Source organism: Rhizobium sp. CECT 9324 (assembly GCF_918741265.1).
In the GTDB taxonomy this organism is placed as follows: Bacteria; Pseudomonadota; Alphaproteobacteria; order Rhizobiales; family Rhizobiaceae; genus Allorhizobium.
In genome coordinates this window covers 48,124-73,648 of sequence record NZ_CAKKMZ010000003.1, presented here as the reverse complement: position 1 = coordinate 73,648, position 25,525 = coordinate 48,124, and the positions used below count along the sequence as shown (strand labels likewise).

Genomic DNA, 25,525 nt, shown 5'->3' with positions numbered 1-25,525 from the left:
CTCAGTGACCGCCGCCGCCGCTTTCGGCAGCCGCTGCGACTTCCGTTTCACCACCGGCCGAACCCGCGCCGCCGCCGTAGATGGCAGGCGCGAGATTGGCTTCGGCCAACCAGAAGTCACGTTTTGCATTGACGGCGAGGAGGATCGAATTGACCTTCTCCCGGCTGTCGGCGAGCAATTCGAATGTGTTGGTGATCATGCCATTATATGTGAGGAGAGACTCTTCCTCGATCTTGGTGCGCAGCGGCACAACGCTGTTGCGATAGTGCCGTGCGATGTCGTAGTTCGCGCGGTAGGCTTGATAGGCGGAGCGAGCTTCCGAACGGACGTTAACCGCCTTTTCCGCGAGAACGTTTGCCGCCCGCATGTAAGCCAGTTCCGATTTCCGCATCCGGGCCTTGCCGCTGTCGAAGATCGGGATCACGAATTCCAGCTCTACATTTCCGGTCGTCTGCTTATGCTTCTCGCCATCCTCGAGTTCTCGCTCGGTCTCGAAGCCGGAGAGAATTTCGAGATCGGTGACGTAGCGCGTGGCTTCCGTCAGCTTGTAGGACTTGGCTGTCGTCGCGAGGTCGAGCTTCGCTATCTGGAGGTCGACCCGACGCTCAAGCGCTTCTGCTTCGATCAGATCGCGCTTGACCAGACCCTTGGGAAGCTGAGGCAGACGGTTCGCAATCTGATAGTCTATGTCCGATCCCCAAAGTCCCATGAGCCGCGTGAGTTCTTCTTTCGCGAGACGGGCTTCAAGCCGTGCCTTGGCGGTCTGTCCGGTGAGTTCGGCGTAGAAGACGTGCTCGCGAGCCTGTCCGCCCTTGGTGAGAGAGCCAGCTTCGCCGATTTTCTGTGCGAGTTCCGAAGCCGCATCTGCGGCCGCCTGCGCCTGGTTGAGCTGGGCTACCGTTTCCCATGAGGCGACGGCGGTGATCCATGCGCGACGCGTTTCGGCGGCGAGCTGTAAGGTCCGCAGGGCCGCATTGAGCTGCGCCTTTCGGAACCCACCGTCGGCGATCTCGACGTTCCGCTTCTGGGTAGCGAGCGCGAGGATGTTGGTGGCGATCACACCTTCGATTGCCTTGTAAGCTTCGAGGCCGGGCGTACCGATCCCCGTCAGACCGATGCCAACGGTCGGGTTCACAAGCATGGTTGACTGCCAGGCATCCGCCGAAGAGTCTCCAAGATCGGCGTAGGCCGCCTGCAGGCCCTTGTTGTTCAGAAGCGCGACCTGAACTGCCGTTTCGACGTCCACGGTCTTTTTCGCCAGCAAGGTCTTCACCCGGCCCGAGACAACCTGAGCGTCTTGGCGGTTCTGCACCCAGACGGTGTCTTTTCCGGTCGCCTCGGCTGTCTTGTTCGCAACATTGGAAAACCCGGCCGTCGCCGCGGAGTATTCCGCAGAGGATACGCATCCTCCGAGAACGAGAGGAAGTGCGACAGTCACGACACATTTGAGAGTGAAAAGGCTCATGACGCACCTCCGTCCGGAGCTTGCGCGTCATTCTGGTTCCGCCACGGTTTGGGATCGACCGGAACGCGGTGCGTGTAGCCCGCAACGGGGCTATAATAGTGAACGGGACGAACGTCGACCGGGAGGTCGGCGAGGTCGCCCGAAGCAATGACTTCAGGAGGCAACGTGGCAGCACATCCGCTTGCAAAGAGCGGCAAGGCAGCCACCAGAATTTTGAGGTTCATGGTGTAATCCGAATAGGAGATGTCATCGGCGGAACGAGCCAATCATGCTCGTCGACGCACGTTCAGACCCGCAGGGACGGGTTGATCCTATTCAGATATTCGGTGGACGATGGAGGGTCGGGATTTCACCGAACGAGCGCTGATCGTCAATGAGTCTGTGGATCGACGCAACCACGGGGCCGTCTAAAGTGTCCGTAGTTGCGACAATTGCGAAACTTATGCAAAAGTCGTTGCAACAGTTTTGCTTTCCGACTTTCGACTCTGCGTCGTCCGCAGAAACACTAGCGTGGTGATCGTGTTCGCCGATTTGAGCGTCGGCGTGCTCCATGGTGTCCGACACTACTGTCGTACCATTGAGCGCCCCGCCGTGCATGGCGGCTGTAGCAGTGGACAGCGAGTACCCTGCCAGTGACACAACAATCACCAGTCTGATCAGAATCAGCAATTTCTTGCATGTGATTCGATACATCGCGCCCATCATTCAACAGCTACCTTCAGCGCAGCCAAATTTCAATAAAAGAAATATGTCAGGAGATTCACGTCGTTTATGTGGCGACGAGTTTTTCCATTATTTGACTTTAAAGGTTCCAACGCTTGTAAGGTCAAGGGCGCAGCCGATTGCTCGGACAATATACCTGGCCGTTGCCCCATGGATCGAAGCGGAACCTATTCAGAACTCGGGTGTTTAATAGGGTGATACACCGGGCACCAGGGTCGATTTCGCTCGCGAGGCTCAAGGGAAACGCATCAATGTGCGGTCGCAACGTAATAGACGTAACGTGTCGCGTTCTTGCAATACTTTTCATCCTGTCCAATATCCACGGGATGGCGGTGGCGGCGCATGCATCTGACGATCACTGCCCCTCAGTTTCTTCCTCGTCGTCTAATCCCTATTCTGACGGTGCCATAGGACGCGCTTGCTGTTCCAGCATGGCCTGCTGTCCCATCGTAACGTTGGGCGACGTGTTTGTCGCTCCCGATAGACGAAAGGTTGCGGTGTCCTTTGCTGTCGAACAACCAGTCAGATTCCTCTCTCTGCAACCGGACTATCCCCCTCCAAAGCTCCTGGACTGAGTGACGATTTACGAAAACGAAGCCAATAAGGAGAACTGAAATGAATACTCTCGTACGAGTCTCGCTCGCTGCCGTGGGTGCCTTGTCATTGCTCGCCACTGTGCCAGCCGCCTCTTTCGCACAGATGGCATACCCAGAAAAATGTAAGTCCGAGATGGACATGTCAAAGATGGATATGATGTCCGGTGACATGGGCATGGGCGAAATGATGACTGACTATCAGAAGGCATCGATGGAAGGCATGAAGTCTATGCACATGAACATGATGCAGGGCATGATGAAGAAGGACGCAGACGTTGCCTTTGTCTGCGGGATGATCGCCCATCACATGGGTGCGATCAGCATGTCCGAGGTGGGGCTGGAATATGGTGACAACGAATGGGCCAGAAAGACCGCCCAGAAGATCATCGACGCGCAGACCAAAGAAATTGCCGAGATGACTGAGTGGCTCGACAAGGAAGCGAAGTAGGAAGGGAGAACGAACATGCATCACCTTTCAGACGACATGAAATCCTGCATCGACAATTGTCTCGCCTGCTATCGCGAGTGCTTGTCGATGGCCATGGGGCACTGCCTGGAAATGGGCGGCGAACATACCGAGCCGAAGCATTTCAAGCTCATGATGGCCTGCGCGGAAATCTGCCGAACGTCGGCCCATTTCATGCTCATTGGTTCCGAGCATCACAAGCACGTTTGCCGAGAGTGCGCGGAAATCTGCGCTCAGTGCGCCGAGGATTGTGAACGGGTCGGAGACATGGAGTCATGTGTAGCGGCTTGCCGCCGCTGTGCGGAGAGCTGCACAAAAATGGCGGCTTGAAAAAATTGGGGGAGAGCACTTTCATTGTTTTCTCCCCCAACAATCATTCAAATTGCCGTTCAGCCGACGTGGTTCCGTCAACATCAGCCTGTGCGTGGATCAACGTGTTTCATCCTTACGCAGGCGGTCCTCGCCGTGACCACCATGGCCATGACCACCGTGGCCATGGAATAGATGCAGGAGAGGGCAAGCCAACAGGATAATGTAGGGCGCGAGACCCAATGCATGCGCCCAGTGCTCGCGTAGCACGAAGAATGCGACGATGACGCCCAGCGACGCAGCGATCAGTGTCCATCTGCGATCCCATTTCATATCCGTACACTCCTCAATCTCAGGGCATTTCCAATCACGCTTACCGACGAGAGCGCCATGGCGGCCGCCGCTATAATCGGCGACAGCAAAAGTCCGAACGAGGGGTAGAGCACCCCGGCGGCAATCGGGACGCCAGCCGCGTTGTAGATGAAGGCAAAGAAAAGGTTCTGTCGGATATTGTTCATGGTCGCATGGCTCAGTTGGCGAGCCCGCACAATGCCTTGCAGGTCGCCTTTGAGCAGTGTGACGCCCGCGCTTTCAATCGCGACATCCGTGCCGGTTCCCATAGCAATTCCGACATCTGCAGCAGCCAGGGCAGGGGCGTCGTTTACCCCATCTCCAGCCATTGCGACGATCCGGCCTTCTTCCCGCAAACGCTTGACGATCTTGCTCTTGTCTTCCGGCAGGATTTCGGCTTCGACCTCGGCGATCCCGAGCTTTCGGGCAACTGCGTCGGCCGTTGTCTTGTTGTCGCCGGTCAGCATGACGACCCGGACCCCTGCCTTCAGTAAGGCTTGAACTGCATCAGGTGTCGTCGTTTTGATTGGGTCGGAGATCGCCAACAGGCCTGCCACATCGCCGTCTACCGCGACGAAGATGACAGTTGCGCCTTCTCCTCTCAGCGCCTCCGCCTGGCTGGTGAGAGAGGAGACATCGATATGCGCGTCCTCCATAATGCGGTGGCTGCCGATAATGAGCTTTCGTCCATCGACACTGCCCGTGACCCCTTTGCCGACCGGACTGTCGAAATCTTCCGCGACGCCGAGAATCAGTTGCTGTTCCGTCGCCGCGTTGACAATCGCAGTTGCCAGTGGATGCTCGCTCGCCCGTTCCAGTGTTGCCGCCAAGCTCAGCAGTTCGGGTTCGGTGAACCCATTTATCGCGGCCATCGAAGTTACCTTAGGTTTTCCCTCGGTCAGGGTTCCGGTCTTGTCGACGACCAACGTGTCGATTTTCTCGAAACGCTCCAAGGCTTCGGCATTCTTGATTAGGACACCAAGACCCGCACCCCGGCCGACGCCAACCATGATCGACATTGGGGTAGCAAGGCCCAATGCGCAGGGGCATGCGATGATAAGCACCGCGACTGCAGCGACAAGACCGTGAGCAAAGCGCGGTTCTGGACCCCATATCATCCATGCTGCGAATGCGAGGATCGCAATCCCGATCACCACGGGGACGAACCAACCGGAAACCTCGTCGGCCAGGCGCTGGATGGGCGCTCGCGAGCGCTGGGCGTCCGCAACCATGCGGACGATCTGTGCGAGCATAGTATCGCGGCCGACTTTTCCTGCCTCCATGACGAAGCCACCGGTCTGGTTCATCGTGCCGCCTATCAGCTTTGCACCGACCTCTTTGGTGACGGGCATCGATTCACCTGTGATCATCGATTCATCAACCGAACTGCGACCTTCGATAAGGCTGCCATCGACCGGGACCTTTTCACCTGGGCGAACCCGAAGCCAATCCCCCACGACCACCATTTCCAGGTCAATGTCCTCGTCAACCCCATCGCGGACGCGGCGTGCCGTCTTCGGGGCAAGATCAAGAAGTGCGCGAATGGCACCACCGGTCTGTTCCCGGGCTTGTAACTCCAGCACCTGTCCAAGCAGTACCAGGACAGTGATGACGGCTGCGGCCTCGAAATAGATGGCGACCGAACCGTCGGCGGAGCGGAACGTGGCGGGAAACAGACCAGGTGCAAGGGTTGCAACAACGCTGTAAATCCACGCGACCCCCGTCCCCATTGCGATCAGTGTAAACATGTTCAGGCGCACTGTGACGAGCGACTTCCATGCTCGCTCGAAAAATGGAAAGCCTGCCCATAGGACGACAGGTGTAGCAAGCACCAGCTGAATCCAATTCGAAGTCTGGGCACCAAGCACCATGTGAAGATTGGTGAGGTGGCCACCCATTTCCAGCATGAGCACAGGCACGGACAGAACGAGCCCGATCCAGAAACGGCGTCTCATGTCGAGATATTCGGCGCTAGGCCCGGTTTCCGCTGTGACCACTTCCGGTTCCAGAGTCATCCCGCAGATTGGGCAGTTCCCTGACCCTATTTGCCTTACCTGCGGATGCATTGGGCAAGTGTAAATCACGCCTTCGGTTTGTGTGGTAATCGAACTTGCAGCTGCATTCACCGCCGCGTGACCCTTAGTTGCATGATGGTGATGGTGATCTTTGTGTTCATCCATTGGAAAACTCCTTGGGTATGTCTCTATCGGGAAGCATAAGTTGCCCTGGCTCGTCCGAGAGGTCGTGAGGAGCGCGGCGCGGCTTAGACTCTGCGCGCGACGCGCGACTTCGACGGCAAATGCTTAGCTTCCGTCCCGATAGGCGACGAACGACATCATTCCGGACGCCATGTGGTAGAGGTGATGGCAGTGGAGGGGCCAACGGCCGGGATTGTTCGCATCAAAGGCTGTGACTACACTTGCCATCGGCGGAACCAGAACGGTGTCCCGCACTGCGCCCTGAATCGTGTTGCCGTTGATACCGATTACCTGGAAGTGATGACCGTGCAGATGCATCGGATGCGCCATCATTGACATGTTCTGCATCGTAACCTCGACCCGGTCGCCGTGCCTCACATTGAGACCATCGCCTCCATCGATTTGCCAGGTGTAGGCCGCCATGTCGCCAGTCAGGGTGAGAGCGAAACGATGATCTGCGGGACGAGTTGGAAGCGGCTCCACGGCCCTCAGCTGCTGTTCCAGCCCCACTCCGAGAACTGGTCCGTTCGCCGGTCCACGCGAAGCAATCTTGGCAATATCGGCCCCAGGCGAGGCGAGGATGATCCCGGTCCGCTCAAGTGATCCTTCACGTAAGGCGAGGATAGGATGGACTCCCCCAGTTTTTGGAAGTTCCAGCCGTATATCAAGACGCTGGCCCATTGAAATCGGAAACTGATTTCCCGAAATCGGGTGGACCAACAGTCCGTCTACCGCAACAAGACGCCCTGCAAGGGCCCCAGTGTCGATGGTGAACGCCGTCGCCGTCGCGCCGTTGATGATGCGTAGACGGACCAGACCGCCTTTCTCCGTCGAAACCACCTGTGGGTCGTCGAGCGTGCGATCATTGGCGAGATACGCATCGTACTCGATGTCGTTCAGGTCCATGGCTGTCATTCCTGGCATCGCCATACCGGACATATGTCCTCCGTGCATCCCGGCTGCCATGCCCTGCATCATGGAATCATGGTTCATGGCCAGGCCGCCCTTGGAGCGGGAGCCTTTAAGCCTGGCGAGCAATTCCTCGGCGGGTGTGAACGAAAAGTCATGCAGGAGAATGACGACTTCTTGCTCATCACGCCTCGCGTCATCGGCAGTCCTGACAATTAACGGGGCGGCCAGCAAGTTTTGCTCCTGAAGCGTGTGCGCATGCATCCAGTGTGTCCCCCCGGCACCGACGGGAAACGTATAGCGGCGGGCTTCGGCTGGACTTAAAAGTGCAGACGGATTGTCCGGCACGCCGTCCATTTCCCACGGGGGCGTCAGACCGTGCCAATGGATGAGCGTGGGATCGTCGATATTATTGGTAAGGGTGACGTCGAATTGACTATTTGCTTCCAACGTGATGCCCGCTGTGCCGTCAGGTTGAACGAGCCCAAAAACGCTAGCGGCCTTCCCATTCACTTCGATTACCCGCTTCCCAATGGAAAGCGAACGGGTTCCGATTTCCGCCAGCGGTTGCAGTGTACTGGTTGTCACCTGCGGCCGGCCGCTCGTGGGAAACAATGTGGAAGCCGAACCAGCGACCGCTACACCCGTCAGTAGTCTTCCTAAGAATTCACGACGATTCATCTCTTTGCCTCATTTTCTCGTGTCGGCCTTGCCGACGAAACGGCGCCGCGTGGAGATCACGGGCACCGACGATCATCCGCCTTGGGGCGGGGAGCGATCAAACAAGGGATCGAGGAGGCGTGAAAGGGGGGCGACAGGTGGAGCCAATGAAGGACGCCTGCGGATCAAGGTATTGCTGAGAGCCGGAATCCAGGTGAAGAACGACAGGGTTCCAAACCGGAAGAATGACGTTGCACAGGCTGCATACGCTTTTGCAGCAAGCCTTCTGCTCGACAGGGTGGTGATCACCTTGTCCAGCTACGTCGCGTTTGGATGTTTCGATATGTTCAACTGGGGATAAGTCGTTATTGCAAAGAGTGGGAGCGGCCTCGGCCATCGGCGCGACGAGGAACATAATTGCGACCAAAACGGCCAGCAATTGTCTCGCGCATCTTCGAATGGTTTGGTTTGCGGCGAACATGTTTTCGCTGGGACCCAATTGTCATATTCAAGCACGATACCATGCCGTTGCAGGAGTTGCGTTGATCTTGATCAAACGCGAGGAGGTTTCGAGCCCCGAAGGTCGAGCCTCCATATGCTCGGATGGTCAAAACTGGGAGGAAGAGCCTCCGGGAAAATGGAGTGTAGCATGGGGATGAATGCGAGCGCGACGAAACTGGCCACTCTTGTGCTTCCAATAGTCGTTTTCGCCACGGCCGTCTCCGTAGCAACCGCTCAAACCGCCGCGCCCGGCAACGTAGTCAAAAGACAGGACGGCATGAAGGCGATGGCAAACGCCGCCAAGATCATCAACTCGATGTTCAAGGACACGTCACCCTACGACGCGAAAGCGTTCAAAGCGGCCGCCGAGACTATTCGGGCTCACTCGGGAGATAGCCTGTCGGCGTTGTTCGACGGTTCCGCCAACACGGCTGGCTCGAAAGCCAGCGCAAGCATCGAAACCGACCGTCAACAGTTCGACAAGTTGGCTGACGATCTTGGCATCTACGCGTCCGCGCTGTCTATCGCAGCTGACCGAAATCCCGACACGCTTGGCCCAGGAACGCGGATGAAGGGGGGCGAGGCCATGATGGGCGGACCCCTGGCAAAGAAGATGGATGCCGCACGAGAAGCGGAATCAATGCCCGCCGAACATGCCTTTCATCTGATGCTTCAAACATGCACCTCTTGCCACGCGAAGTTCCGGATCGAGGGGAAGTAGCGAAATCCCAATGGATGCCTCCAAGTGTGATCGGGTCGAGGCTGTTGGCTTTGGAATTTCGTTCAACTGCCACCCGTTCTCCAGGTATCCCGAGCGACCGGGCGGCTGGCTTCTTTTTTTACGGTGTTTGCAACAGCTTTCGTCAGAAGTGGAGATGAAGGCAGGAAGGATAATACCAAGCGTCATTGATCAGAACCCTTGCGCCCATGTGCGTCTACCAATCGACATGATCTTCCATGGGCGCTCCTGAAGTGTTCTCCAAGCGTAGCAGCAGTGGTCGACGATATCCTCGTAGGACTTGAAGACTCGGTTCGAGAGCCAGTTGTCGCGGATGAACTGCCAGATGTTTTCGACGGGGTTCAGCTCGGGTGATTTGGGCGGCAGTGGCAGGATGGTGATGTTTTCCGGCACGATGAGATTGTTGGACATGTGCCATCCGGCCTGATCCATGATCAGGACAGCGTGGGCATTGTCCGCGACGTTGCGGGATATCTCTAGCATGTGCTGGTTCATGGCATGGGTGTCGCACCACGGCATGACGAGAGCGGCGGCCTTGCCCTGCTTGGGGCAGATGGCGCCGAAGATATAGGCCGATCGGGTTCGCTGGTCGTGCGGCGCGGACGGCCTTGAGCCCCGCTTGGCCCACCGACGCGTGATTTTGTTCTTCTGGCCTATCCGGGCTTCATCTTGAAACCAGATTTCGATCACTTTGCCCTTGGCGGGACCGGCGGCGATTTCTGCCACAGCGGCGGGGAAGTTTTTTTAAATGCCTCGGTCGCCTCGGCATCCTGTGCATGATGCCTAGGGCGAGCCGAGAGCTTGCGGTACCCCATGGCCCGCACTTCGCGGCCCAGGGTCTCCTCGCTCACCGACACTCGGAATTCTTCCCAAATCCATTGAGCCAGATCACACAGTCGCCACCGGACGACGCCATCCAGATACGGGGTCGGTCCGCGTTCTATGGCTTGCCCCAAGGCCGTTCGCTGTTCGTCGTTCAGCAGAGAAGGCTTGCCCGGCGCCTTACCGTTGATCAGGCCGTCGGGACCGCGATCATTGAAACGCACCACCCAGTCGCGCACGATCTGAACCGTCACGCTGCCAAGCCTCGCTGCATCGGCGCGCGAGCCGCCATCATAGATCGATGCAAGTGAAAGAAAACGCCGAGCCTGATCGGCATCACGTGTTTGGCGAGCCAGACGCCGCAACCTGGCCCCGTCGAAATCCGACCGCACTGAAAGCGCTGAACCCATCGCAAACCTCCTGTTTGCGCCAGAGATTCAGATTCGTCGGCAGTTGGGAATCCCCATGAGAGTCACACTTACCGACGACTGGTATAAGCCCTCACTTCATAGCGTTAACCCCAAACCGGGCATTGATTTCCGGGGTGTCCTTTTCCGTCGCGTTCGCAATCTCTTCAATGATCGGGCAATCCGGTCTATCGTTGCCTTGGCAATTGTTTGCAAGGTGCTTCAGGGTCTTGGTCATGGCTTGTATTGCCGCCGCCTTGCGCTCCAGTTCGGCGATATGCTCAAGAGCAATCGCTTTGACGTCTGCGCTCGCTCTCGAACGGTCGCGCCACAGGGTCAAAAGCGTTTTCATCTGCTCCACTGAAAAACCGAGGTCACGGGCTCCTCGGACGAAACGCAAAGTATGAATGTCGTTATCGCTGTAAGTGCGATAGCTCGCCTCCGTCCGGTGCGCGGGGCTGATCAACTTGATCTGCTCGTAGTAGCGGATCATTTTTGTAGAAACGCCGGTCGCTTTCGAGGCTTGCCCGATATTCATCTTTATATCCTTCCATGAGGGATGGGCGGCTGGCCGGAGCCGGACGCCCAGTTTTCAAACCGGAGTTGCCCGACGAAGCCGGAGCGCATTCCCCAGTACAAATACACTCGACATTGCCATCGCCGCCGCTGCGAATATAGGCGACATAAGGGTGCCGTTCACGGGGTACAATACGCCAGCTGCGACCGGAATCAGCAGGACGTTGTAGGCGAATGCCCAAAACAAGTTCTGCTTGATGTTCAGGATCGTGGCCTTGCTGAGGGCGATGGCCTTCGGCACACCGTTCAGGTCTCCGGACATCAGTACGACATCGGCACTTTCAATCGCGATATCGGTTCCTGTCCCTACCGCCAAGCCCACGTCAGCCTCGGTCAGGGCTGGGGCATCGTTGATGCCGTCACCGATGAAGGCCACCTTTCGGTTGTCTTGCCGAAGTCTTTTGACCGCCTCGACCTTGCCCTCCGGTAAGACCTCGGCGATCACCTCGTCGATGCCAAGTTGCCTGGCAATCGCCTCGGCCGTACGACGGTTGTCTCCGGTGATCATCGCCACTTTAAGACCGAGGTTATGCAGGGCCTTGATCGCCTGAGGCGTGGTCTCCTTGATTGGATCGGAAACAGCGATGATGGCCGCCAGACGTCCATCGATTGCCGCGTAGAGCGGAGACTTGCCGTTGTCACCGAGCCGTTCGGCGTCGCGGGCGAACCTCGAAACATCGATCTTGTGTAGCTGCAGGGCGCGGTCAGCACCAACAAGGATGTCCGATCCGTCCACTGTCCCGCGCACACCAAATCCAGGTGTCGCCACGAAATTCGTCACGGGGGCCAAACCGACGCCCTTCGCCTTCGCGGCCGATACAATGGCTTCGGCAATCGGATGCTCGGACAAAGACTCCAGGCTGGCAATCAGAGCCAGAACCCGGTCGGCATCGAAACCATCGGCGACGATGATGTCCGTCAGTTCAGGGCGTCCCTTGGTCAGCGTTCCGGTCTTGTCGAGCGCGACGACATCTGTTTCACGCAGGTTTTGCAAGGCCTCGCCCTTGCGGAACAGAATACCGAGTTCCGCTGCGCGGCCAGTGCCAACCATGATCGAGGTTGGCGTTGCCAGACCCATCGCACAGGGGCAGGCGATGATGAGAACCGCAACCGCGTTTACCAGCGCAAATGTGAGCGCAGGAGACGGGCCGAAGGCATACCAGGCAACGAACGTGAGGACAGCCGCGAGGATCACCGCTGGAACAAACCAACCGGTCACCTTGTCAACCAAGGCCTGGATCGGCAATTTCGAACCCTGCGCGGCCTCGACCATCTTGATGATCTGCGCGAGCAGCGTGTCGCTACCGACCTTCGTCGCTTTGAAGGTAAATGATCCCGTCTTGTTGATGGTGCCGCCGACAACCTCGCTATCCGAAGACTTCTGAACGGGTACAGGCTCTCCGGTGATCATGGATTCATCGACGTACGAACTACCCTCTACCACAGTGCCGTCGACCGGGATTTTCTCACCCGGTCTGATCCGGATGACGTCGCCGACGACAACGTCGCTGATCTGAATCTCGACGAACTCCCCGCCATGCGAGACGAAGGCCGTCTTCGGCTGCAGTCCGACAAGGCGCTTGATCGCCTGGCTGGTCCGGCCCTTGGCGCGGGCTTCGAGGTATCGGCCGAGCAGGATCAGCGTGACGATGACAGCGGCCGCCTCGTAGTAGACATTTGCGGTGCCTGGAGGCAGAAGGCCAGGCACAAAGGTTGCAACGACCGAATAACCCCAGGCAGCAGACGTACCAAGGACGACAAGCGAATTCATATCAGGCGTCCAGCGTAACAGGTTTGGCACGCCCTTTTGGAAGAACCTCAGGCCCGGACCAAACAGAACCACGGACGCCAGTACGAACTGGAGGTACAGATTGTTGCGCATCCCAATGGTGTCCATGATCAGTTCGTGGACACCGGGAATGAAGTGCGAACCCATTTCCAACACGAAGAGCGGCAGTGTCAGCAAAGCCGAGAATACCAGCATATTCTTCAGGGTGCGCATTTCGACGGTGCGACGGTCCTCACCTTCATCGCCGACATCAGCAACCACCTTGCCAACGTCATAACCGGCACCCCGGACGGCCGCCTCAAGCGCGGTGATCTCTGTCGCGGAAATCAGGCGAACGGTCGCCTTTTCCGTAGCAAGGTTCACAGAAGCGTCGATGACACCGGGCACAGCCTTCAGCGCCTTTTCCACACGAGAAACGCAAGAGGCGCAGGTCATGCCTTCGATGCTAAGTTCTTGGGTGACAATTTTGGGCTCGTATCCGGCTTTTTCGATTGCGCGGAGTACGCCACTGGCGTCCGGCGTTCCCGTGAAGTGGACTGTTGCACGTTCCGTAGCCAAGTTAACATTGGCCGAGGCCACGCCAGGAACGGAGGCAATGGCTTTTTCCACGCGCACGACGCAGGAAGCGCATGTCATTCCCTCGATGCCAAAATCTGTCGCGACGGGCAGTGGAAACGCTGGTGTTATCTTCGATATTGCAGTCATCGGATAGTGTCCTTTTCCTTAACTGCATTGATAGATAAACCTTCCCAGCATGGTAAGGTCAAGCGATGTTTTCCAAGCGTGTGGATGAAAGTTGCACAGGACGCGAATGCGGGCGAGAATGAGGATGTCGCAAGGGATCAAATCTTCGAACCTTGGAGGGCGATATGAGGCAGCGAGAGAATTTGGCGACACCATCGGCCACAGTTGCGTTCGTAGATATCGCGGGATTCAGCGCTATTTCGGACGTTTATGGTGACGCGGCTGCCCTTGTCGTGCTTGAAGTATTCGAGGGCATGGTCCGCGACGCCCTCAGCGGCTATGAGCCCCCAATCAAATGGATCGGCGATGAGGCGATGCTCGCGTTTCCCGAGCCAGATACAGCGATCCAGGTGCTCGGAACGCTGTTGCAGGCATGTCGTAAAGAATCCCGGCTACCTCTCACTCGGGCGGGACTTAACCATGGGCCCGTCATCCACAGAGCTGGTGATCTATTTGGATCGACCATCAACATTGCAGCACGAATCACCGCGCTCGCATCGCCTGGGCAATTGCTTGCAACTCAGCCCATTGCCGAGGCAGCTGTCACAAGGGGTATCGCGGTACGAGACCTCGGCATGGTGGCACTTAGATCGGTAACCGGGGAAGTCCCTCTCTACGAGATCGAGCTTGCTCCGTCGGCTGACCCGGCCTGGATCGATCCCGTGTGTAAGATGCACGCGCCATACTCATCCTACAGGCGGGCCGCGCCGGATGGACCGTGGTTTTGTTCGCCTCGTTGTGAGGAATCATATCGGCGATCGCCGCGGACCTACGAGGTGCCCCGCTGAAGTGACAAGGCAACCCCTGGCCAGTGAATGGCGATCCCAGCCTCGGCACGATTCTCAATCCGTGAGTTCGGTGGGCGGGCGACAGAGATTCAATGATCCCGTGTAGAGCTACCTCGGCGTCGGGATATCTCCCTGTAGAGCGCTTCCGGCGAGACACCAATTTCGTCTGCCAAACCTCGCCAGTCGCCTCTTGCTGGCAAGGCATCATCGTTCCAGGCTATCCAAGCATCCAGGCGGGCACTGACCGTTCTGAGCGCAGCAATTTCTGACCGCTTTCTGGCGCTCACCAGTTCGCGCGAGAGATGTGCCATCCATTCCCTTGCAAAAATCAGGTCATGTTCCAGCATTTTTCGGACCGCAGGAACGGGCACCAGTAAAGCTTCGGTTGCTGCCGCCGCGACAGCGTCGCAATGATACCGCTCTGAAAACAGCGAAGCTTCAGCCAGTACGGTGCCTGCCGTCGAGCGCTGCAAAAGCGCCTGGTTTCCATCTGCCTGGAAACGGACGAGGTTCACACACCCTCCCGCGATAAGAAAGAGCATGTGCACCGGATCGTCCCGGTGGAATAGATGCTCGCCCTTTACAAAGGACTTTTGAGCAACGGCTTTGGTCGTCAGGTGGCTGACAATTTTTTCCGACATGACAGCTATCATGTCTCCGCCAGTCATTAGTTGGCAAGGTCCTCTTATCGAAACAAGCCTGCCGAGGAACCATGAAATCTCTATTGGTCGCGCTCCTTTTCTTGCTTCTGCCTTTTTCCGCGCTGGCGCAGGAAAAGCACACGCATTCCTCGCCTTATGTTGGGCAGCAGATGCGCGAAATTAAAAGTCTGTCGGCAGAAGACATCGCGGAACTGGAGGAAGGAGGAGGGTGGGGGTTAGCGAAGGCCGCCGAGTTGAACGGCATGCCAGGACCCTCGCATGTTCTGAAAATGAAGCATGAGTTAGGACTGACGGCGAACCAGGACGCTTCGACAGTGCGAATTTTCAACGGGATGCGAGAAGACGCCATCGAGGAGGGAAGAAACTTGATCGCTCGGGAAACGGCGCTGGAGGTCGGATTTCGCAAGCGCTCTATTTCTCCTAAAGCTCTCCAGGAGCGAATTCGCGAGATCGAAACAAGCCGCTCAAATCTGCGTTATATTCATCTTTCGGCTCACCTAGAGATGATGGGTGTTTTGAAGGAGGAACAGGTCAATCTGTACAATGACCTGCGCGGATATTCTCCCTGACCGGTTGCAGGCTGCGATCAACTTAGATCGAAAACATGATCCGAAGAACTCTTTTCGAAACATGGCCCGTTTGATGCGATCTGCTCGTTGGCTCTCTATCTGAACCTCGTCAATCACACGCGCCGTCGAGATGGCGCGTGTTTGTTTGTGCGTGCTGAGCCCGAAGATTTTAGGCGACGTGGCTGCAGCAGGATTTCTTAAAAGACGCCCCATATCCGGCGCTCGCAATCGACGCGATAAATGCTTCGGACGCCATTTGCGACTCGATTGATACGGTCTTGGTGCTCAGATCGACAGCCACCGAAGCGCTCGGATCGACGGTCTTTACAGCCTTTTCTACGGTGCTGACGCAGTGACCGCAGGTCATGTCGGGTATGTTGAGATGATACATTGGAAGTCTCCGATTAATGTGACTGATGCAATGTGGTGCTTCCAACGGTGGGAGGGTCAAGGGCCTCCAGTCCGGATGTAACGTTTTTTGTATTTTCGGTACACGTGAAGGGATATTAACCGCTTGCGACCTTCCCTCGCGCCTGGAAGGAGTTGACTGCACATGTTCGTGAGATGTCTTCCAATGAAGAGGGCTCCTTGCCAGACTAACAACATGAGGTTCATGAAAGTCATCCATCGACTGCTGTTCGTGACCGCCGTGCTCGGGATCATTGTCGGTCCCATTGGCATCCAGGCGGCTGACAGTGCGATGGCCGCCTCGGGGCCTGCCGCGATGGATAGTCTGGCCGGGGTTGGCATGCCTGACGACATGCCATGCTGTCCCGATGAACAACCGAGCAAACCAGACTGCGGGAGCAAGTCCTGCCCCCTGGCTGTGCTCTGTACGACGGCGATGGTCGGTCAGGTGGCGACCTCGCATTCATGGTTATTGAACGTCGGCTGGACCGCCTACCGGTTCCTTACTCCCCTTCACGCGGAGCTTGCCTCCTCACTGGTCGATCCGCCAGTACGTCCCCCAAGACTTTGATCCCACGTCATTGAGTACGTTGTCGATTCGGCACGGTCGCAGGCCTGCGTCCGTGCAGTACCGATGGCGATCGGATCAAACCTGCTAAAAACTCAACAAGAGCCTTCTGATATTAATCGCTTCAGCATCTTTGCGACAGTCGGCTGCGCGACGCCGAGACGTTGGGCGACATCCACTTGCCAGGTCTCGTCCGCCGGAACTGTCGGTTGAAGTCTGCCAACACAGTTTTGATGTCAGCCTGAGGATCTTCCTCCCGCCATGGCGTCGATGATCCGGCAATCGGCCACCTGACCGAGACGGCATTCGGCTATCATCCGCCGCAGTTCCGTTTTCAGGTTCGTAAGACGGGCGATACGATCTTCCACGGCGTCGAGCTGGCTTTGCGCGATGCGGCTTGCATCCTCACACGATGCTTCCGGTTGTTCCTGGAGAGCCAGAAGAACGCGCACCGATGCCAGATCGAAACCAAGTTCCCGGGCATTCCGGATAAAGCACAGTCGTTGCGCGTCTGCTTCGCCATAGGTGCGACGGCCGTTGGACATCCTGGCTGGGATTGGGAGAACCCCGATGCGCTCGTAATAGCGAATTGTCTCTATGTTCACGCCAGATTTCTCGGATAAGTCGCCGATCTGCATTTTTCATCTTGCTCCTGTAGTCACTACAGGTAGTACCATGGTCGAATTCAAATATCGAGGACCGACGAAATGGCAGCAGCCGCAACCGACACAATCCGCTATCAGGTGACGGGGATGGATTGTTCCTCCTGCGCCGCCAAGATCGAGGGGGCCGCGCGCAAGGTCGAAGGGGTGGCCGACGTGAAGGTATCGATCGCCTCGCAGGTTATGACACTGGAAGTTGACGAGCCAGCGGCCCGCCTTCCTCTGCTGGAAAGCGCCATCACGGGTCTGGGTTATCAGCTCGACCGCATTGGTGCATCCAGGGACATTGCAGACGGCGATGACGACGACAGGATTCCGGACCTGTCTCATGTCACCCCGGCATATAAAAGGGCGCTCTGGATCGTCGTGCTCCTGAACGTTGGTTACGGCGTCGTGGAGATCGTCGGAAGTTTCCTCGCCGGCTCCCAGGCGCTGCAGGCGGACGCCCTCGACTTCCTGGGGGACGGCATGATCTCATTCCTAGGGCTGGTCGCGGTCGGATGGGGCCTTGCCGCCCGTGCCAAGGCGGCGCTTCTACAGGGTGTATTCCTCGGCCTGCTCGGACTCGGCGTCGTCGCGTCGACCATCTACAGGGTGTTCATCGAGCATCAGCCCGAATCCGTGCTAATGGGCGGCTTCGCGCTTGTCGCCTTCGTCGTCAACGTGCTGGCGGCCGTGGTGCTCATCCCGCACCGTAAGGGCGACGCCAACATGCGCGCGGTGTGGTTGTTTTCGCGAAACGACGCGATCGGCAATCTCGCGGTCGTGGCCGCCGCGGGCTTGGTCTGGTGGACGGGAACACAATGGCCTGACCTCGTGGTCGCGTTCGCAGTTGCAGGCCTCTTCCTTCAATCGGCGTGGTCGATCATCCGGGACGCAAGACAGGACCTCTCTGCGGCGAGGGACAGATGAGGGCGGTTGCTTCAATTGCCGTGGTCCTGGTCGGCGCGGCACTTGACCTGGGAGCGAAGGCGTGGGCGCGGGCGAGCCTTGAACCTTACGGCCCCCCCACGGACTTTCTGCCTTTGGTACCGTTGCGACTGACCTTCAACAAAGGCGTGTCGTTCAGCATGTTCGCTGTCGACGGCGAAATCGGCAAAGCAGTCCTGATCGGGGTTACGGGCATTATAACACTTGTCATCGCTATATGGGCGTATCGTTCGCGCGGCTGGCAACGGGCAGCCCTGTCGATGATCCTGGCTGGCGCGCTCGGAAACCTGATCGACCGCAGCATGAGGGGCGCCGTGACTGACTTCCTGAGCCTCCGCTTTGGTGAATGGGAGCCGTTCGTGTTCAATCCGGCCGATGTCTGGATTTCTTCAGGCGTGGCCCTTCTGTTGGTCCTGCAGACCACGCAAAGCGGAACCGCCGAGGTGGGCGACGGTACGTCAGCACGGTAACGGGGCCTAAGGGCCATTCCTGTCATTGCGGCGAGAGTGGCAGGGCGCGCTTGTGGGCCGTCGCGACGTGCGTCGCGAGGATGCGCTGAAACGCGGGTTCTCCGATCGGCTTTCCTTCCAGGAAGTCGTCGATGTCATCATACGTGACCCCGTAGACGTCTTCATCGGGCCGCAGCGGAGCGTCGGACTCCAGATCGGCGGTCGGCACCTTGAACACCAGGTCCCTCGGCGCTCCGAGATATTCGGCGAGCGCCCGCACGCGCCGCTTGGTCAGTCCGGAAAGCGGCAGGACGTCCGCAGCGCCGTCGCCGAATTTCGTGAAGAAGCCCATCAATGCCTCCGCCGCATGGTCAGTCCCGATCACCAGGCCACGAACCGCGCCGGCGAGCGCGTACTGGGCGATCATCCGCTGGCGCGCCTTGATGTTGCCAAGGTGGAAGTCCAGCCGAACGGTTTCGAACAGGTCGCCTGCGTCCCCGCAGACCTCGGCCATCATCGCGTCGGCTGCGGGCTTTATGTCGATGGTGACTACGCGGTCGGGGCCGATGGACGCGAGCCCTCTCTGAGCGTCGGCCTCGTCGGCCTGCGTGCCATAAGGCAGTCTGACCGCGATGAACTCCGCCTTATGCCCTCTGCCCCGGAGGCGGTTCACCGCAGTCTGGGCAAGCAGTCCCGCGGTGAGCGAATCCACTCCCCCGCTGATGCCAAGGACGAGCGCTCCGCACGACGAGGCTTGCATGTAATCCGCGAGGAAGGCCGTTCTGCGCTCGGCTTCCGCGGACGCGTCGAATTCCTTCGCTACTCCGAGCGCCTCGATAATCTGCAAATGTTGGTCACGCACGCCAATCCTCCATAACAGCTGTGAAATCCAAACCAGGCGAGAAAGTTGCAACCTGCCGAATCCCGACTGTCTCGTGAACTTACATGGCTGCAGATCGACACGTAACCGGAGCAGGCGCGAAGTGCGTCGCTGTCGATAACGCACTTTTCCGTGAGACCTCTTCCAACCCCGATGTCTTCGTGCCAGACTATGCGGGTGAGGTTCATGAAGGTCATCCATCGACTGCTGTTCGTGACCGCCCTGCTGGGGATTGTGGTCGGTCCCTTGAGCATCGGGGCGGCGGACAGCGTAATGGCGGCCTCCGGACCCGCGATGCACGGCATGTCCGGCATGGAGATGTCAGGCGACATGCCGTGTTGCCCTGACGAAATGCCGGCCAAGCCCGACTGCAGCGGCAAGTCATGTCCTCTGGCCTTGGTGTGTACGACGGTGATCGTCGGCCAGGTGGCTAACCCGCATTCCTGGTCGTTGAATCTCGGTTGGGTCGCCCATCGGTTCCTCATTGCCCTTCATGCGGAGCTTGCCTCCTCACTGGTCGATCCGCCAGTACGTCCTCCGCGAGTCTGATCCCACGTCAGTGAACACGTCGTCGATCGGCGCGGTCGCAGGTCTTGCGTCCGTGCGGTACCGACGGCGATCCATTTTGACTGAGGACGCGGTCACGGACCCGTCCGGATGAGACATTGAATCATGGAAAATACCACCTTCAACGCGAGGACCGCGCTCCTCGCTGGCGCGATGCTGTTCAGCACCGCCACCGCTTCCTTCGCCGGAGCGCAGGACTACGAATTCCAAGCCGTGAACACGGACATCAAACAGGGACGAGGCTCGACCGTGTCGGTACGGCTGATCGACAAGCGGACGGGCAAGGCAGTCCCCGACGCCGTCATCTTCACAACGCGGATGGACATGGCTCCCGACGGCATGGAGATGATGACCACCACCGTGGAACCCTCACCCTCCACCGAGCCGGGCGTCTACGCCTTCACGACAAACCTTTCCATGGAAGGCGGATGGCGGTTCCAGGTCGCCGCCAAGGTTCAGGGCGAGCCTGAGACGGTCAAAGGCGAAGTCGTCTTCAAGGCTGTCCCGTGAGCACCTCGCGCATCATTGTCACGCTCTCCCTCGCCGCGATCGTCGGCGGGGGAGGCTATTGGGCGGGAAAGAACGATGTCGGTGCGTACCTGCGGCGATACGTTGAAGGCACCGGGATGGCCACCGAGGCTGAACCGCGACACGAAGGAACGGGAGCGGTGATCTACTACCGTCACCCGGACGGTATGGCCGAATACTCTGCCAAACCGACGAACACGGATGACGGGCGGCCATTCACACCTGTCCGGGCAAGCGAGGACATCAGCCTCGGCGCGAGCGGGGCGGTCCTGCCTGCGGCCGACACGTCATCAGTCACACCGGAACGGAAGGTCCTGTACTACCGCAACCCCATGGGCCTTCCCGACACGTCCAAGGTGCCGAAGAAGGATTCGATGGGGATGGACTATCTCCCTGTCTATGACGGCGAAGTCAGCGACAGTTCCACCGTCAAAGTGACGCTGGGCAAACTCCAGCGGACGGGGGTGAAGACCGCGCTCGCTGAAAGGATGAACGTCAGCCGGAAAATCCGAGTACCCGGAACCGTCGCACTCGACGAGCGCATGGTCAGCATCGTTTCCATGCGGGCCGACGCCTTTGTCGAAGACGTCGCGGACGTCACGACAGGAGACAGGATCACAAAGGGCGAGAATCTCTTTCACTTCTATTCGAAGGAGATCGCCACCGCCGGGGCCGAATATGCGACGGAGATGCGCAATGGCGGCAAGCCCGGGCCGGAATCTGGCTCTGCGCTCCGCCTGAAGAACCTTGGGGTGCCCTCGGCGACGATCGCCAGCATTGCGACTGAGCGAAAGGTCCCACAAAGCATTGCCTACACCTCGCCAAGGGACGGCGTCGTGTTGGAGCGCATGGCGGTCAGCGGCATGATGGCCGAGGCTGGAGACATTCTCTTCCGCATCGCTGACGTATCGAAGGTCTGGGTGATTGCCGACGTCCCCGAATACGAACTGGGCTCCGTTCGTATGGGTGCCAACGTTTCCGTCAGCGTCCGAAACGTATCCGGCATGATCTTCCGGGGAACGGTCGACCTCATCTATCCCGAGGTGCAGATGCAGACCCGCACGGCAAAGATCCGGATTGAGCTTCCTAATCCCGAGGGACAGCTGATAGCCAACATGTATGCGGAGGTGGAGATTGAAGCGGGAGCGGGAAACCCGGTCGTCGCCGTTCCCAACAGTTCGATCATCGACACGGGCGACCGCCAGATTGTCTTTCTCGACAAGGGCGAGGGCAGGTTCGAACCGATGGACGTCGCGCTGGGTGTCCGAGGCGAAGACATGACTGAGGTCACCAAAGGCATCGCAGCAGGCGACCGCGTCGTTGTTTCCGCTAACTTCCTACTGGACGCCGAAAGCAACCTCAACGCGGCACTGAGTGCCCTCACGCAGGACGAGGCAAATCCATGATTGCCAACGTCATCGCATGGTCGGCCCGCAACCTCGTCCTCATCTTCGTCGGCGCTGCTCTTTCCATCGCGGGCGGCGTCTATGCGTTGCGCACGCTTCCGCTCGATGCCATCCCCGACCTCTCAGACGTCCAGGTCATCGTGTTCACCGACTATCCCGGCCAGGCTCCGCAGGTAGTCGAGGATCAGGTCACCTATCCGCTGACGACCTCGATGCTGACCGTGCCGAAGTCTAAGGTCGTCCGTGGGTTTTCGTTCTTCGGCGTTTCGTTCGTCTACGTGATTTTCGAGGACGGAACCGACCCCTACTGGGCGCGCAGCCGAGTGCTCGAATATCTGAACGCCGCCGCGAGCCGCCTGCCGGACGGGGTGTCACCGAGCCTCGGTCCCGATGCGACGGGTGTGGGCTGGGTTTACCAATACGCCGTCATCGCCAAGGAACTGTCGCTGGCCGAACTTCGGTCACTTCAGGACTGGGTGGTGCGGTTCGCCGTCTCAAAATCCGAAGGCGTCGCCGAGGTGGCCAGCGTCGGCGGCTTCGTTAAGCAGTATTCCATCGTCGTCGATCCCGCCCGCCTGAAGGCTCAGAACGTGTCGCTGTCGGATATCGCCGACGCGGTGCGTTCCAGCAACCGCGACGTCGGCGGTCGCACAATCGAACTATCCGAGTTCGAATTCATGGTGCGCGGCAAGGGCTACCTGCAGGGCATCAATGACATCGAGAACATTGTCCTGAAATCGAATGCCGGCGTCCCGCTGCGTCTCTCGGACGTCGCAAGGGTCGAGCTGGTGCCGGACGAGCGGCGCGGCATCACCGAGTTGAACGGTGAAGGCGAGGTCGCCAGCGGCATCGTTCTCCAGCGCGACGGCGCGAATGCGCTGACCGTCATCGAAAATGCGAAGGAAAGCTTGGCGGCGGTGCAGAGCAGTCTTCCGGCTGGTACCGAAATCCTGCCCGTCTATGATCGTTCGAAACTCATCGAAGCGGCAATCGAGACCCTAAAGGCGACACTGATCGAGGAATCGATCGTGGTCGCACTGGTGACCATCGCCTTCCTTCTACATGTCCGCAGCGCGCTTGTGGCGATCATCATGTTGCCGATCGGCATCCTGATGGCGTTCATGGCGATGCGGGCGCTGGGCCTCGGGTCGAACATCATGAGCCTCGGCGGCATTGCCATTGCCATCGGTGCGATGATCGATGCGGCCATCGTCATGATCGAGAACGCCCACAAGCATCTGGAACGCGCGCCTCCTGACAAGCCTCGAGCCGAAGTGCTGATCGAGGCGGCAAGCGAGGTCGGCCCGGCGCTTTTCTTCAGCCTGCTGATCATCACGGTGTCGTTCCTGCCGATTTTTACGCTCGAATCGCAAGAGGGCCGTCTGTTCGGACCGCTCGCCTTCACCAAGACCTTCGCGATGGCGGCGGCAGCGCTGCTGTCCATCACACTTGTTCCGGCACTGATGATCCTGTTCGTCCGCGGCCGCATTGTCCCAGAACACAAGAATCCGCTGAACAGACTGCTGATCTGGATATACCGTCCGGTCATCGCGGGCGTCCTTAAGGCCAAGAGCCTGACAATCCTGGTAGCCATCGTGATCCTCGGGGTGACCGTCTGGCCCGTGCAGCATATCGGGAGTGAGTTCATGCCTGATCTCGACGAGGGCACGCTGATGTACATGCCGACAACGCTACCCGGCCTCTCGGTGACAAAAGCGGCGGAGCTCATGCAAACGCAGGATCGCATCATCAAATCTTTCCCCGAGGTCGAGTCGGTGTTCGGCAAGGCGGGTAGGGCGTTGACGGCAACCGATCCGGCTCCGACGGAAATGTTTGAGACCATCATCACCCTGAAACCCAAGTCCGAATGGCGGCCGGGCGTCACGTCTGACAGTCTGAAACAGGAGATGGACGCGGCACTTCAGTTTCCCGGTGTCTCCAACGCCTGGACGATGCCCATCCGCGCCCGCATCGACATGCTTTCGACCGGAATACGCACGCCCGTCGGCGTCAAGGTCTACGGGACGAACCTGAACGAGATGGAGAAGGTCGCTCGCGATATAGAGACCGTTCTCAAGGCGGTGCCGGGAACGTCGAGTGCTTACGCCGAGCGCGTCATCGGTGGATACTATCTCGATATCATCCCTGATCGCATGGCGCTCGGGCGCTATGGGCTTTCGATCGACGATGTCCAGGATGTCATCGGAATGGCCCTGGGGTCCGAGGTCGTGACCTCGACGGTGGAGGGCAGAGAGCGGTATGGCGTCGCCATCCGTTACCCAAGGGCTTTCCGAAGCGATCCCCAGTCCATCGCGAGGGACGTCCAGGTATCATTGCCCGGTGGCGGCACGGTTCCGTTGGGCGAGGTCGCCGAAGTCAAGCTCACGCGCGGTGCCACGACCATAAGGACGGAGAACGGCCAGCTCGCCGTCTACATCTTCGTAGACATCGCCAACCGCGACCTTGGGGGCTACGTTGCCGAAGCCCAAGAAGCCGTCGCGGCGAGCGTCGAGATGCCCGCGGGCTATTCCGTCGCATGGAGCGGGCAATTCGAATATCTGGAACGGGCAAAGGACCGGCTAATGATCGTCGTCCCGCTGACGCTGGCGCTGATCTTCCTGTTGCTCTACCTGAACTTTAAGGCATTGACCGAAACACTGATCGTCATGCTGTCTCTGCCGTTCGCTTTGGTCGGCGGCATCTGGATGATGTGGTGGCTGGGCTTCAACGCTTCCGTCGCCGTCGCGGTCGGGTTCATCGCGCTTGCAGGCGTCGCCGCCGAGACCGGGGTGATCATGCTGATCTATCTCGACCACGCCCTGAAGGACGAGAAGGCCAAATCCAAGGCCGAGGGCAGGGCATTCGAAAAGGAAGACCTCGACAGGGCGATCATGATCGGGGCGGTCGAGCGTGTTAGACCGAAGATGATGACCGTCGTGGCGATCATGGCGGGTCTCGTGCCTATCCTCTGGAGCACGGGAGCGGGGTCGGAAATCATGCAGCGGATCGCCGTGCCGATGATCGGCGGCATGGTATCATCGACACTGCTGACGCTGATCGTGATCCCCGCCGTCTACGGCGTGGTCAAGGGCTACGGGTTGAAGCGAGCACGCGAGGAGAGCCAGTTTCCGGCTTCCTTGGCGGCAGAACCTGTTTGAGAAGGAGAACGAAAATGAAAAGAAGAGAATTCCTCTGCACCATGGTCGCCGTCGCAGCGTTGTCCGTCACCGGAACGGCGCTGGCGGCAGGCGAAAGCATGGTCGTCTACAAAGACCCCAACTGCGGCTGCTGCCATGCCTGGGCCGACGCATTGGCAGAAGCGGGGTTTTCGGTGAAGACCGAAGACGTGGCCGACATCGACGTGGTCAAAGACCGTTACAACGTTCCGGCCGACCTGCGTGGCTGCCACACCGCCGTAGTCGCAGGCTACTACCTGGAGGGACATGTGCCACTACAGGCGGTGACGAGGTTGTTGGCCGAAAAACCGGACTTGGCAGGTCTGTCTGTTCCGGGCATGCCTGTCGGTTCGTTGGGCATGGGAGACAGCCCCAGCGCTTCGTACGACGTCATGTCCGTTGGAAGGGACGGCATTCGTACCCTCTACCAAGCGGTGAGGCCTAAGATCTAACCGTAGGATGGGATGACGTTTCAGGTAGCAGCGCTTTTGGGTGCGTCTGCCATCGAAGTCATCGCGGTGGTTAGTGGCCACGATCGGTGTGACCCTACCCGCAGGTCTGGTTGATGGGCAGAAGGTTCGAATCTCTTCAGGCTACAAGGCAGTTTGAGCTTGCCGGCTGAATTGATCCGTCTCTCGATTGAGAGATTTTTCTTGTATCTCTAGTAGCTAGAGGTC

At 58.6% G+C, this 25,525-nt stretch carries 25 protein-coding genes and 1 pseudogene; 13 read left to right on the top strand and 13 right to left on the bottom strand.

From position 1 onward, the window contains the following. Position 1 precedes the first annotated feature (1 nt). Positions 2 to 1,465 carry a TolC family protein gene (locus tag LQ231_RS26145; RefSeq protein ID WP_230175157.1) on the bottom strand — a complete coding sequence of 488 codons (1,464 nt, stop codon included), beginning with the start codon at positions 1,463 to 1,465 and terminating at the stop codon, positions 2 to 4. Further along, positions 1,462 to 1,689, bottom strand: a complete 228-nt coding sequence (locus LQ231_RS26140) for a hypothetical protein (RefSeq protein ID WP_071207921.1) — start codon at positions 1,687 to 1,689, stop codon at positions 1,462 to 1,464. The genes LQ231_RS26145 and LQ231_RS26140 overlap by 4 nt, the downstream gene beginning before the upstream one ends. 1,114 nt (positions 1,690 to 2,803) lie before the next feature. On the opposite strand from LQ231_RS26140, the gene LQ231_RS26130 reads away from it, so the two are divergent. Both LQ231_RS26130 and LQ231_RS26125 read left to right on the top strand, forming a co-directional pair. After that, a complete protein-coding gene (locus LQ231_RS26130) occupies positions 2,804 to 3,232 on the top strand; it encodes a DUF305 domain-containing protein (protein WP_230175156.1) in 429 nt (142 codons plus the stop codon). 15 nt (positions 3,233 to 3,247) lie between these two features. Continuing rightward, complete coding sequence (locus tag LQ231_RS26125) at positions 3,248 to 3,580, top strand: four-helix bundle copper-binding protein (RefSeq protein WP_230175155.1); 333 nt, start codon at positions 3,248 to 3,250, stop codon at positions 3,578 to 3,580. Between the two features lie 99 nt (positions 3,581 to 3,679). Here the strand turns inward: LQ231_RS26125 and LQ231_RS26120 are convergent, their stop codons facing one another. From LQ231_RS26120 to LQ231_RS26110, 3 genes are all read right to left on the bottom strand, one after another. Continuing rightward, a complete protein-coding gene (locus LQ231_RS26120) occupies positions 3,680 to 3,892 on the bottom strand; it encodes a DUF2933 domain-containing protein (protein ID WP_230175154.1) in 213 nt (70 codons plus the stop codon). Next, positions 3,889 to 6,090 (bottom strand): copper-translocating P-type ATPase, encoded by a 2,202-nt coding sequence (locus LQ231_RS26115; RefSeq protein WP_267972850.1) that lies wholly within the window; start codon positions 6,088 to 6,090, stop codon positions 3,889 to 3,891. Before LQ231_RS26115 ends, LQ231_RS26120 begins: the two co-directional genes overlap by 4 nt. 123 nt (positions 6,091 to 6,213) lie before the next feature. Continuing rightward, positions 6,214 to 7,698: a multicopper oxidase domain-containing protein gene (locus LQ231_RS26110; RefSeq protein ID WP_230175153.1), complete on the bottom strand. Its 1,485-nt coding sequence runs from the start codon at positions 7,696 to 7,698 to the stop codon at positions 6,214 to 6,216. A gap of 634 nt (positions 7,699 to 8,332) precedes the next feature. Between LQ231_RS26110 and LQ231_RS26105 the strand changes: the two genes are divergently transcribed. Next, entirely contained in the window at positions 8,333 to 8,899 is a 567-nt protein-coding gene (locus tag LQ231_RS26105) for a cytochrome c (RefSeq protein ID WP_197432319.1), read from the top strand. Between the two features lie 189 nt (positions 8,900 to 9,088). Here LQ231_RS26105 and LQ231_RS26100 read toward each other — a convergent pair. The 3 genes from LQ231_RS26100 to LQ231_RS26090 all read right to left on the bottom strand — a co-directional run bounded on the left by LQ231_RS26100 (position 9,089) and on the right by LQ231_RS26090 (position 13,216). Then, positions 9,089 to 10,149, bottom strand: a protein-coding gene (locus LQ231_RS26100; protein ID WP_230175152.1) for an IS630 family transposase whose coding sequence is annotated in 2 segments (ribosomal slippage) — positions 9,089 to 9,657 and positions 9,657 to 10,149 — 1,062 coding nt in all. Because the reading frame shifts where the segments join, the coding sequence is not laid out codon by codon here. 91 nt (positions 10,150 to 10,240) lie between these two features. Then, complete coding sequence (gene cueR / locus LQ231_RS26095; protein WP_230175150.1) at positions 10,241 to 10,684, bottom strand: Cu(I)-responsive transcriptional regulator; 444 nt, start codon at positions 10,682 to 10,684, stop codon at positions 10,241 to 10,243. Between the two features lie 54 nt (positions 10,685 to 10,738). Then, a complete protein-coding gene (locus LQ231_RS26090) occupies positions 10,739 to 13,216 on the bottom strand; it encodes a heavy metal translocating P-type ATPase (RefSeq protein ID WP_230175149.1) in 2,478 nt (825 codons plus the stop codon). Between the two features lie 164 nt (positions 13,217 to 13,380). Between LQ231_RS26090 and LQ231_RS26085 the strand changes: the two genes are divergently transcribed. Continuing rightward, on the top strand, positions 13,381 to 14,043 hold the full coding sequence (locus LQ231_RS26085; protein WP_230175148.1) for an adenylate/guanylate cyclase domain-containing protein: 663 nt from the start codon (positions 13,381 to 13,383) through the stop codon (positions 14,041 to 14,043). Positions 14,044 to 14,132: 89 nt separating this feature from the next. Here the strand turns inward: LQ231_RS26085 and LQ231_RS26080 are convergent, their stop codons facing one another. Continuing rightward, complete coding sequence (locus tag LQ231_RS26080) at positions 14,133 to 14,684, bottom strand: Crp/Fnr family transcriptional regulator (RefSeq protein ID WP_230175147.1); 552 nt, start codon at positions 14,682 to 14,684, stop codon at positions 14,133 to 14,135. Positions 14,685 to 14,755: 71 nt separating this feature from the next. Between LQ231_RS26080 and LQ231_RS26075 the strand changes: the two genes are divergently transcribed. Further along, on the top strand, positions 14,756 to 15,274 hold the full coding sequence (locus LQ231_RS26075; RefSeq protein WP_070167290.1) for a hypothetical protein: 519 nt from the start codon (positions 14,756 to 14,758) through the stop codon (positions 15,272 to 15,274). A gap of 169 nt (positions 15,275 to 15,443) precedes the next feature. On the opposite strand, the gene LQ231_RS26070 is transcribed toward LQ231_RS26075, so the two are convergent. After that, positions 15,444 to 15,665, bottom strand: a complete 222-nt coding sequence (locus LQ231_RS26070; RefSeq protein WP_070149918.1) for a heavy-metal-associated domain-containing protein — start codon at positions 15,663 to 15,665, stop codon at positions 15,444 to 15,446. A 222-nt stretch (positions 15,666 to 15,887) separates the two neighbouring features. On the opposite strand from LQ231_RS26070, the gene LQ231_RS26065 reads away from it, so the two are divergent. Next, positions 15,888 to 16,253, top strand: coding sequence for a hypothetical protein (locus LQ231_RS26065; protein ID WP_230175146.1), 366 nt, complete (start codon positions 15,888 to 15,890; stop codon positions 16,251 to 16,253). Positions 16,254 to 16,354: 101 nt separating this feature from the next. On the opposite strand, the pseudogene LQ231_RS26060 reads toward LQ231_RS26065, so the two are convergent. Both LQ231_RS26060 and LQ231_RS26055 read right to left on the bottom strand, forming a co-directional pair. Then, positions 16,355 to 16,432 (bottom strand): annotated as a pseudogene (locus LQ231_RS26060) (winged helix-turn-helix transcriptional regulator); the annotation flags it as partial. A 54-nt stretch (positions 16,433 to 16,486) separates the two neighbouring features. Next, positions 16,487 to 16,888 carry a helix-turn-helix domain-containing protein gene (locus LQ231_RS26055; protein WP_070149919.1) on the bottom strand — a complete coding sequence of 134 codons (402 nt, stop codon included), beginning with the start codon at positions 16,886 to 16,888 and terminating at the stop codon, positions 16,487 to 16,489. 69 nt (positions 16,889 to 16,957) lie between these two features. Here LQ231_RS26055 and LQ231_RS26050 point away from each other — a divergent pair, with 69 nt between their 5' ends. Together LQ231_RS26050 and lspA are read left to right on the top strand one after the other, a co-directional pair. After that, positions 16,958 to 17,824, top strand: coding sequence for a cation diffusion facilitator family transporter (locus LQ231_RS26050; protein ID WP_230175145.1), 867 nt, complete (start codon positions 16,958 to 16,960; stop codon positions 17,822 to 17,824). Beyond that, on the top strand, positions 17,821 to 18,312 hold the full coding sequence (lspA, locus tag LQ231_RS26045; RefSeq protein ID WP_080843345.1) for a signal peptidase II: 492 nt from the start codon (positions 17,821 to 17,823) through the stop codon (positions 18,310 to 18,312). Before LQ231_RS26050 ends, lspA begins: the two co-directional genes overlap by 4 nt. A gap of 22 nt (positions 18,313 to 18,334) precedes the next feature. Here lspA and nadE read toward each other — a convergent pair whose 3' ends face one another. After that, entirely contained in the window at positions 18,335 to 19,153 is an 819-nt protein-coding gene (gene nadE / locus LQ231_RS26040) for an ammonia-dependent NAD(+) synthetase (protein WP_230175143.1), read from the bottom strand. Positions 19,154 to 19,357: 204 nt separating this feature from the next. On the opposite strand from nadE, the gene LQ231_RS26035 reads away from it, so the two are divergent. From LQ231_RS26035 to LQ231_RS26015, 5 genes are all read left to right on the top strand, one after another. Further along, complete coding sequence (locus LQ231_RS26035; RefSeq protein ID WP_225341520.1) at positions 19,358 to 19,720, top strand: hypothetical protein; 363 nt, start codon at positions 19,358 to 19,360, stop codon at positions 19,718 to 19,720. 123 nt (positions 19,721 to 19,843) lie between these two features. Further along, positions 19,844 to 20,248, top strand: coding sequence for a FixH family protein (locus LQ231_RS26030; protein WP_080843343.1), 405 nt, complete (start codon positions 19,844 to 19,846; stop codon positions 20,246 to 20,248). Beyond that, positions 20,245 to 21,672 carry an efflux RND transporter periplasmic adaptor subunit gene (locus LQ231_RS26025; RefSeq protein WP_230175141.1) on the top strand — a complete coding sequence of 476 codons (1,428 nt, stop codon included), beginning with the start codon at positions 20,245 to 20,247 and terminating at the stop codon, positions 21,670 to 21,672. The genes LQ231_RS26030 and LQ231_RS26025 overlap by 4 nt, the downstream gene beginning before the upstream one ends. Continuing rightward, a complete protein-coding gene (locus LQ231_RS26020) occupies positions 21,669 to 24,830 on the top strand; it encodes a CusA/CzcA family heavy metal efflux RND transporter (protein ID WP_230175139.1) in 3,162 nt (1,053 codons plus the stop codon). The genes LQ231_RS26025 and LQ231_RS26020 overlap by 4 nt, the downstream gene beginning before the upstream one ends. Before the next feature lie 14 nt (positions 24,831 to 24,844). Then, complete coding sequence (locus tag LQ231_RS26015) at positions 24,845 to 25,300, top strand: DUF411 domain-containing protein (RefSeq protein WP_113465185.1); 456 nt, start codon at positions 24,845 to 24,847, stop codon at positions 25,298 to 25,300. Positions 25,301 to 25,525: the final 225 nt, after the last annotated feature.

Bases quoted from the DNA above. Each gene is read 5' to 3' on its own strand.
- LQ231_RS26020 (WP_230175139.1), top strand. From the start codon at position 21,669: ATGATTGCCAACGTCATCGCATGGTCGGCCCGCAACCTCGTCCTCATC.
- LQ231_RS26120 (WP_230175154.1), bottom strand. From the start codon at position 3,892: ATGAAATGGGATCGCAGATGGACACTGATCGCTGCGTCGCTGGGCGTC.
- LQ231_RS26065 (WP_230175146.1), top strand. From the start codon at position 15,888: ATGAAAGTCATCCATCGACTGCTGTTCGTGACCGCCGTGCTCGGGATC.
- LQ231_RS26080 (WP_230175147.1), bottom strand. From the start codon at position 14,684: ATGTCGGAAAAAATTGTCAGCCACCTGACGACCAAAGCCGTTGCTCAA.
- LQ231_RS26115 (WP_267972850.1), bottom strand. From the start codon at position 6,090: ATGGATGAACACAAAGATCACCATCACCATCATGCAACTAAGGGTCAC.
- lspA (WP_080843345.1), top strand. From the start codon at position 17,821: ATGAGGGCGGTTGCTTCAATTGCCGTGGTCCTGGTCGGCGCGGCACTT.
- LQ231_RS26130 (WP_230175156.1), top strand. From the start codon at position 2,804: ATGAATACTCTCGTACGAGTCTCGCTCGCTGCCGTGGGTGCCTTGTCA.
- LQ231_RS26035 (WP_225341520.1), top strand. From the start codon at position 19,358: ATGAAGGTCATCCATCGACTGCTGTTCGTGACCGCCCTGCTGGGGATT.
- LQ231_RS26090 (WP_230175149.1), bottom strand. From the start codon at position 13,216: ATGACTGCAATATCGAAGATAACACCAGCGTTTCCACTGCCCGTCGCG.
- LQ231_RS26145 (WP_230175157.1), bottom strand. From the start codon at position 1,465: ATGAGCCTTTTCACTCTCAAATGTGTCGTGACTGTCGCACTTCCTCTC.
- LQ231_RS26030 (WP_080843343.1), top strand. From the start codon at position 19,844: ATGGAAAATACCACCTTCAACGCGAGGACCGCGCTCCTCGCTGGCGCG.
- LQ231_RS26085 (WP_230175148.1), top strand. From the start codon at position 13,381: ATGAGGCAGCGAGAGAATTTGGCGACACCATCGGCCACAGTTGCGTTC.
- LQ231_RS26110 (WP_230175153.1), bottom strand. From the start codon at position 7,698: ATGAATCGTCGTGAATTCTTAGGAAGACTACTGACGGGTGTAGCGGTC.
- LQ231_RS26050 (WP_230175145.1), top strand. From the start codon at position 16,958: ATGGCAGCAGCCGCAACCGACACAATCCGCTATCAGGTGACGGGGATG.
- LQ231_RS26105 (WP_197432319.1), top strand. From the start codon at position 8,333: ATGAATGCGAGCGCGACGAAACTGGCCACTCTTGTGCTTCCAATAGTC.
- LQ231_RS26070 (WP_070149918.1), bottom strand. From the start codon at position 15,665: ATGTATCATCTCAACATACCCGACATGACCTGCGGTCACTGCGTCAGC.
- LQ231_RS26125 (WP_230175155.1), top strand. From the start codon at position 3,248: ATGCATCACCTTTCAGACGACATGAAATCCTGCATCGACAATTGTCTC.
- cueR (WP_230175150.1), bottom strand. From the start codon at position 10,684: ATGAATATCGGGCAAGCCTCGAAAGCGACCGGCGTTTCTACAAAAATG.
- LQ231_RS26055 (WP_070149919.1), bottom strand. From the start codon at position 16,888: ATGCAGATCGGCGACTTATCCGAGAAATCTGGCGTGAACATAGAGACA.
- LQ231_RS26075 (WP_070167290.1), top strand. From the start codon at position 14,756: ATGAAATCTCTATTGGTCGCGCTCCTTTTCTTGCTTCTGCCTTTTTCC.
- LQ231_RS26015 (WP_113465185.1), top strand. From the start codon at position 24,845: ATGAAAAGAAGAGAATTCCTCTGCACCATGGTCGCCGTCGCAGCGTTG.
- LQ231_RS26140 (WP_071207921.1), bottom strand. From the start codon at position 1,689: ATGAACCTCAAAATTCTGGTGGCTGCCTTGCCGCTCTTTGCAAGCGGA.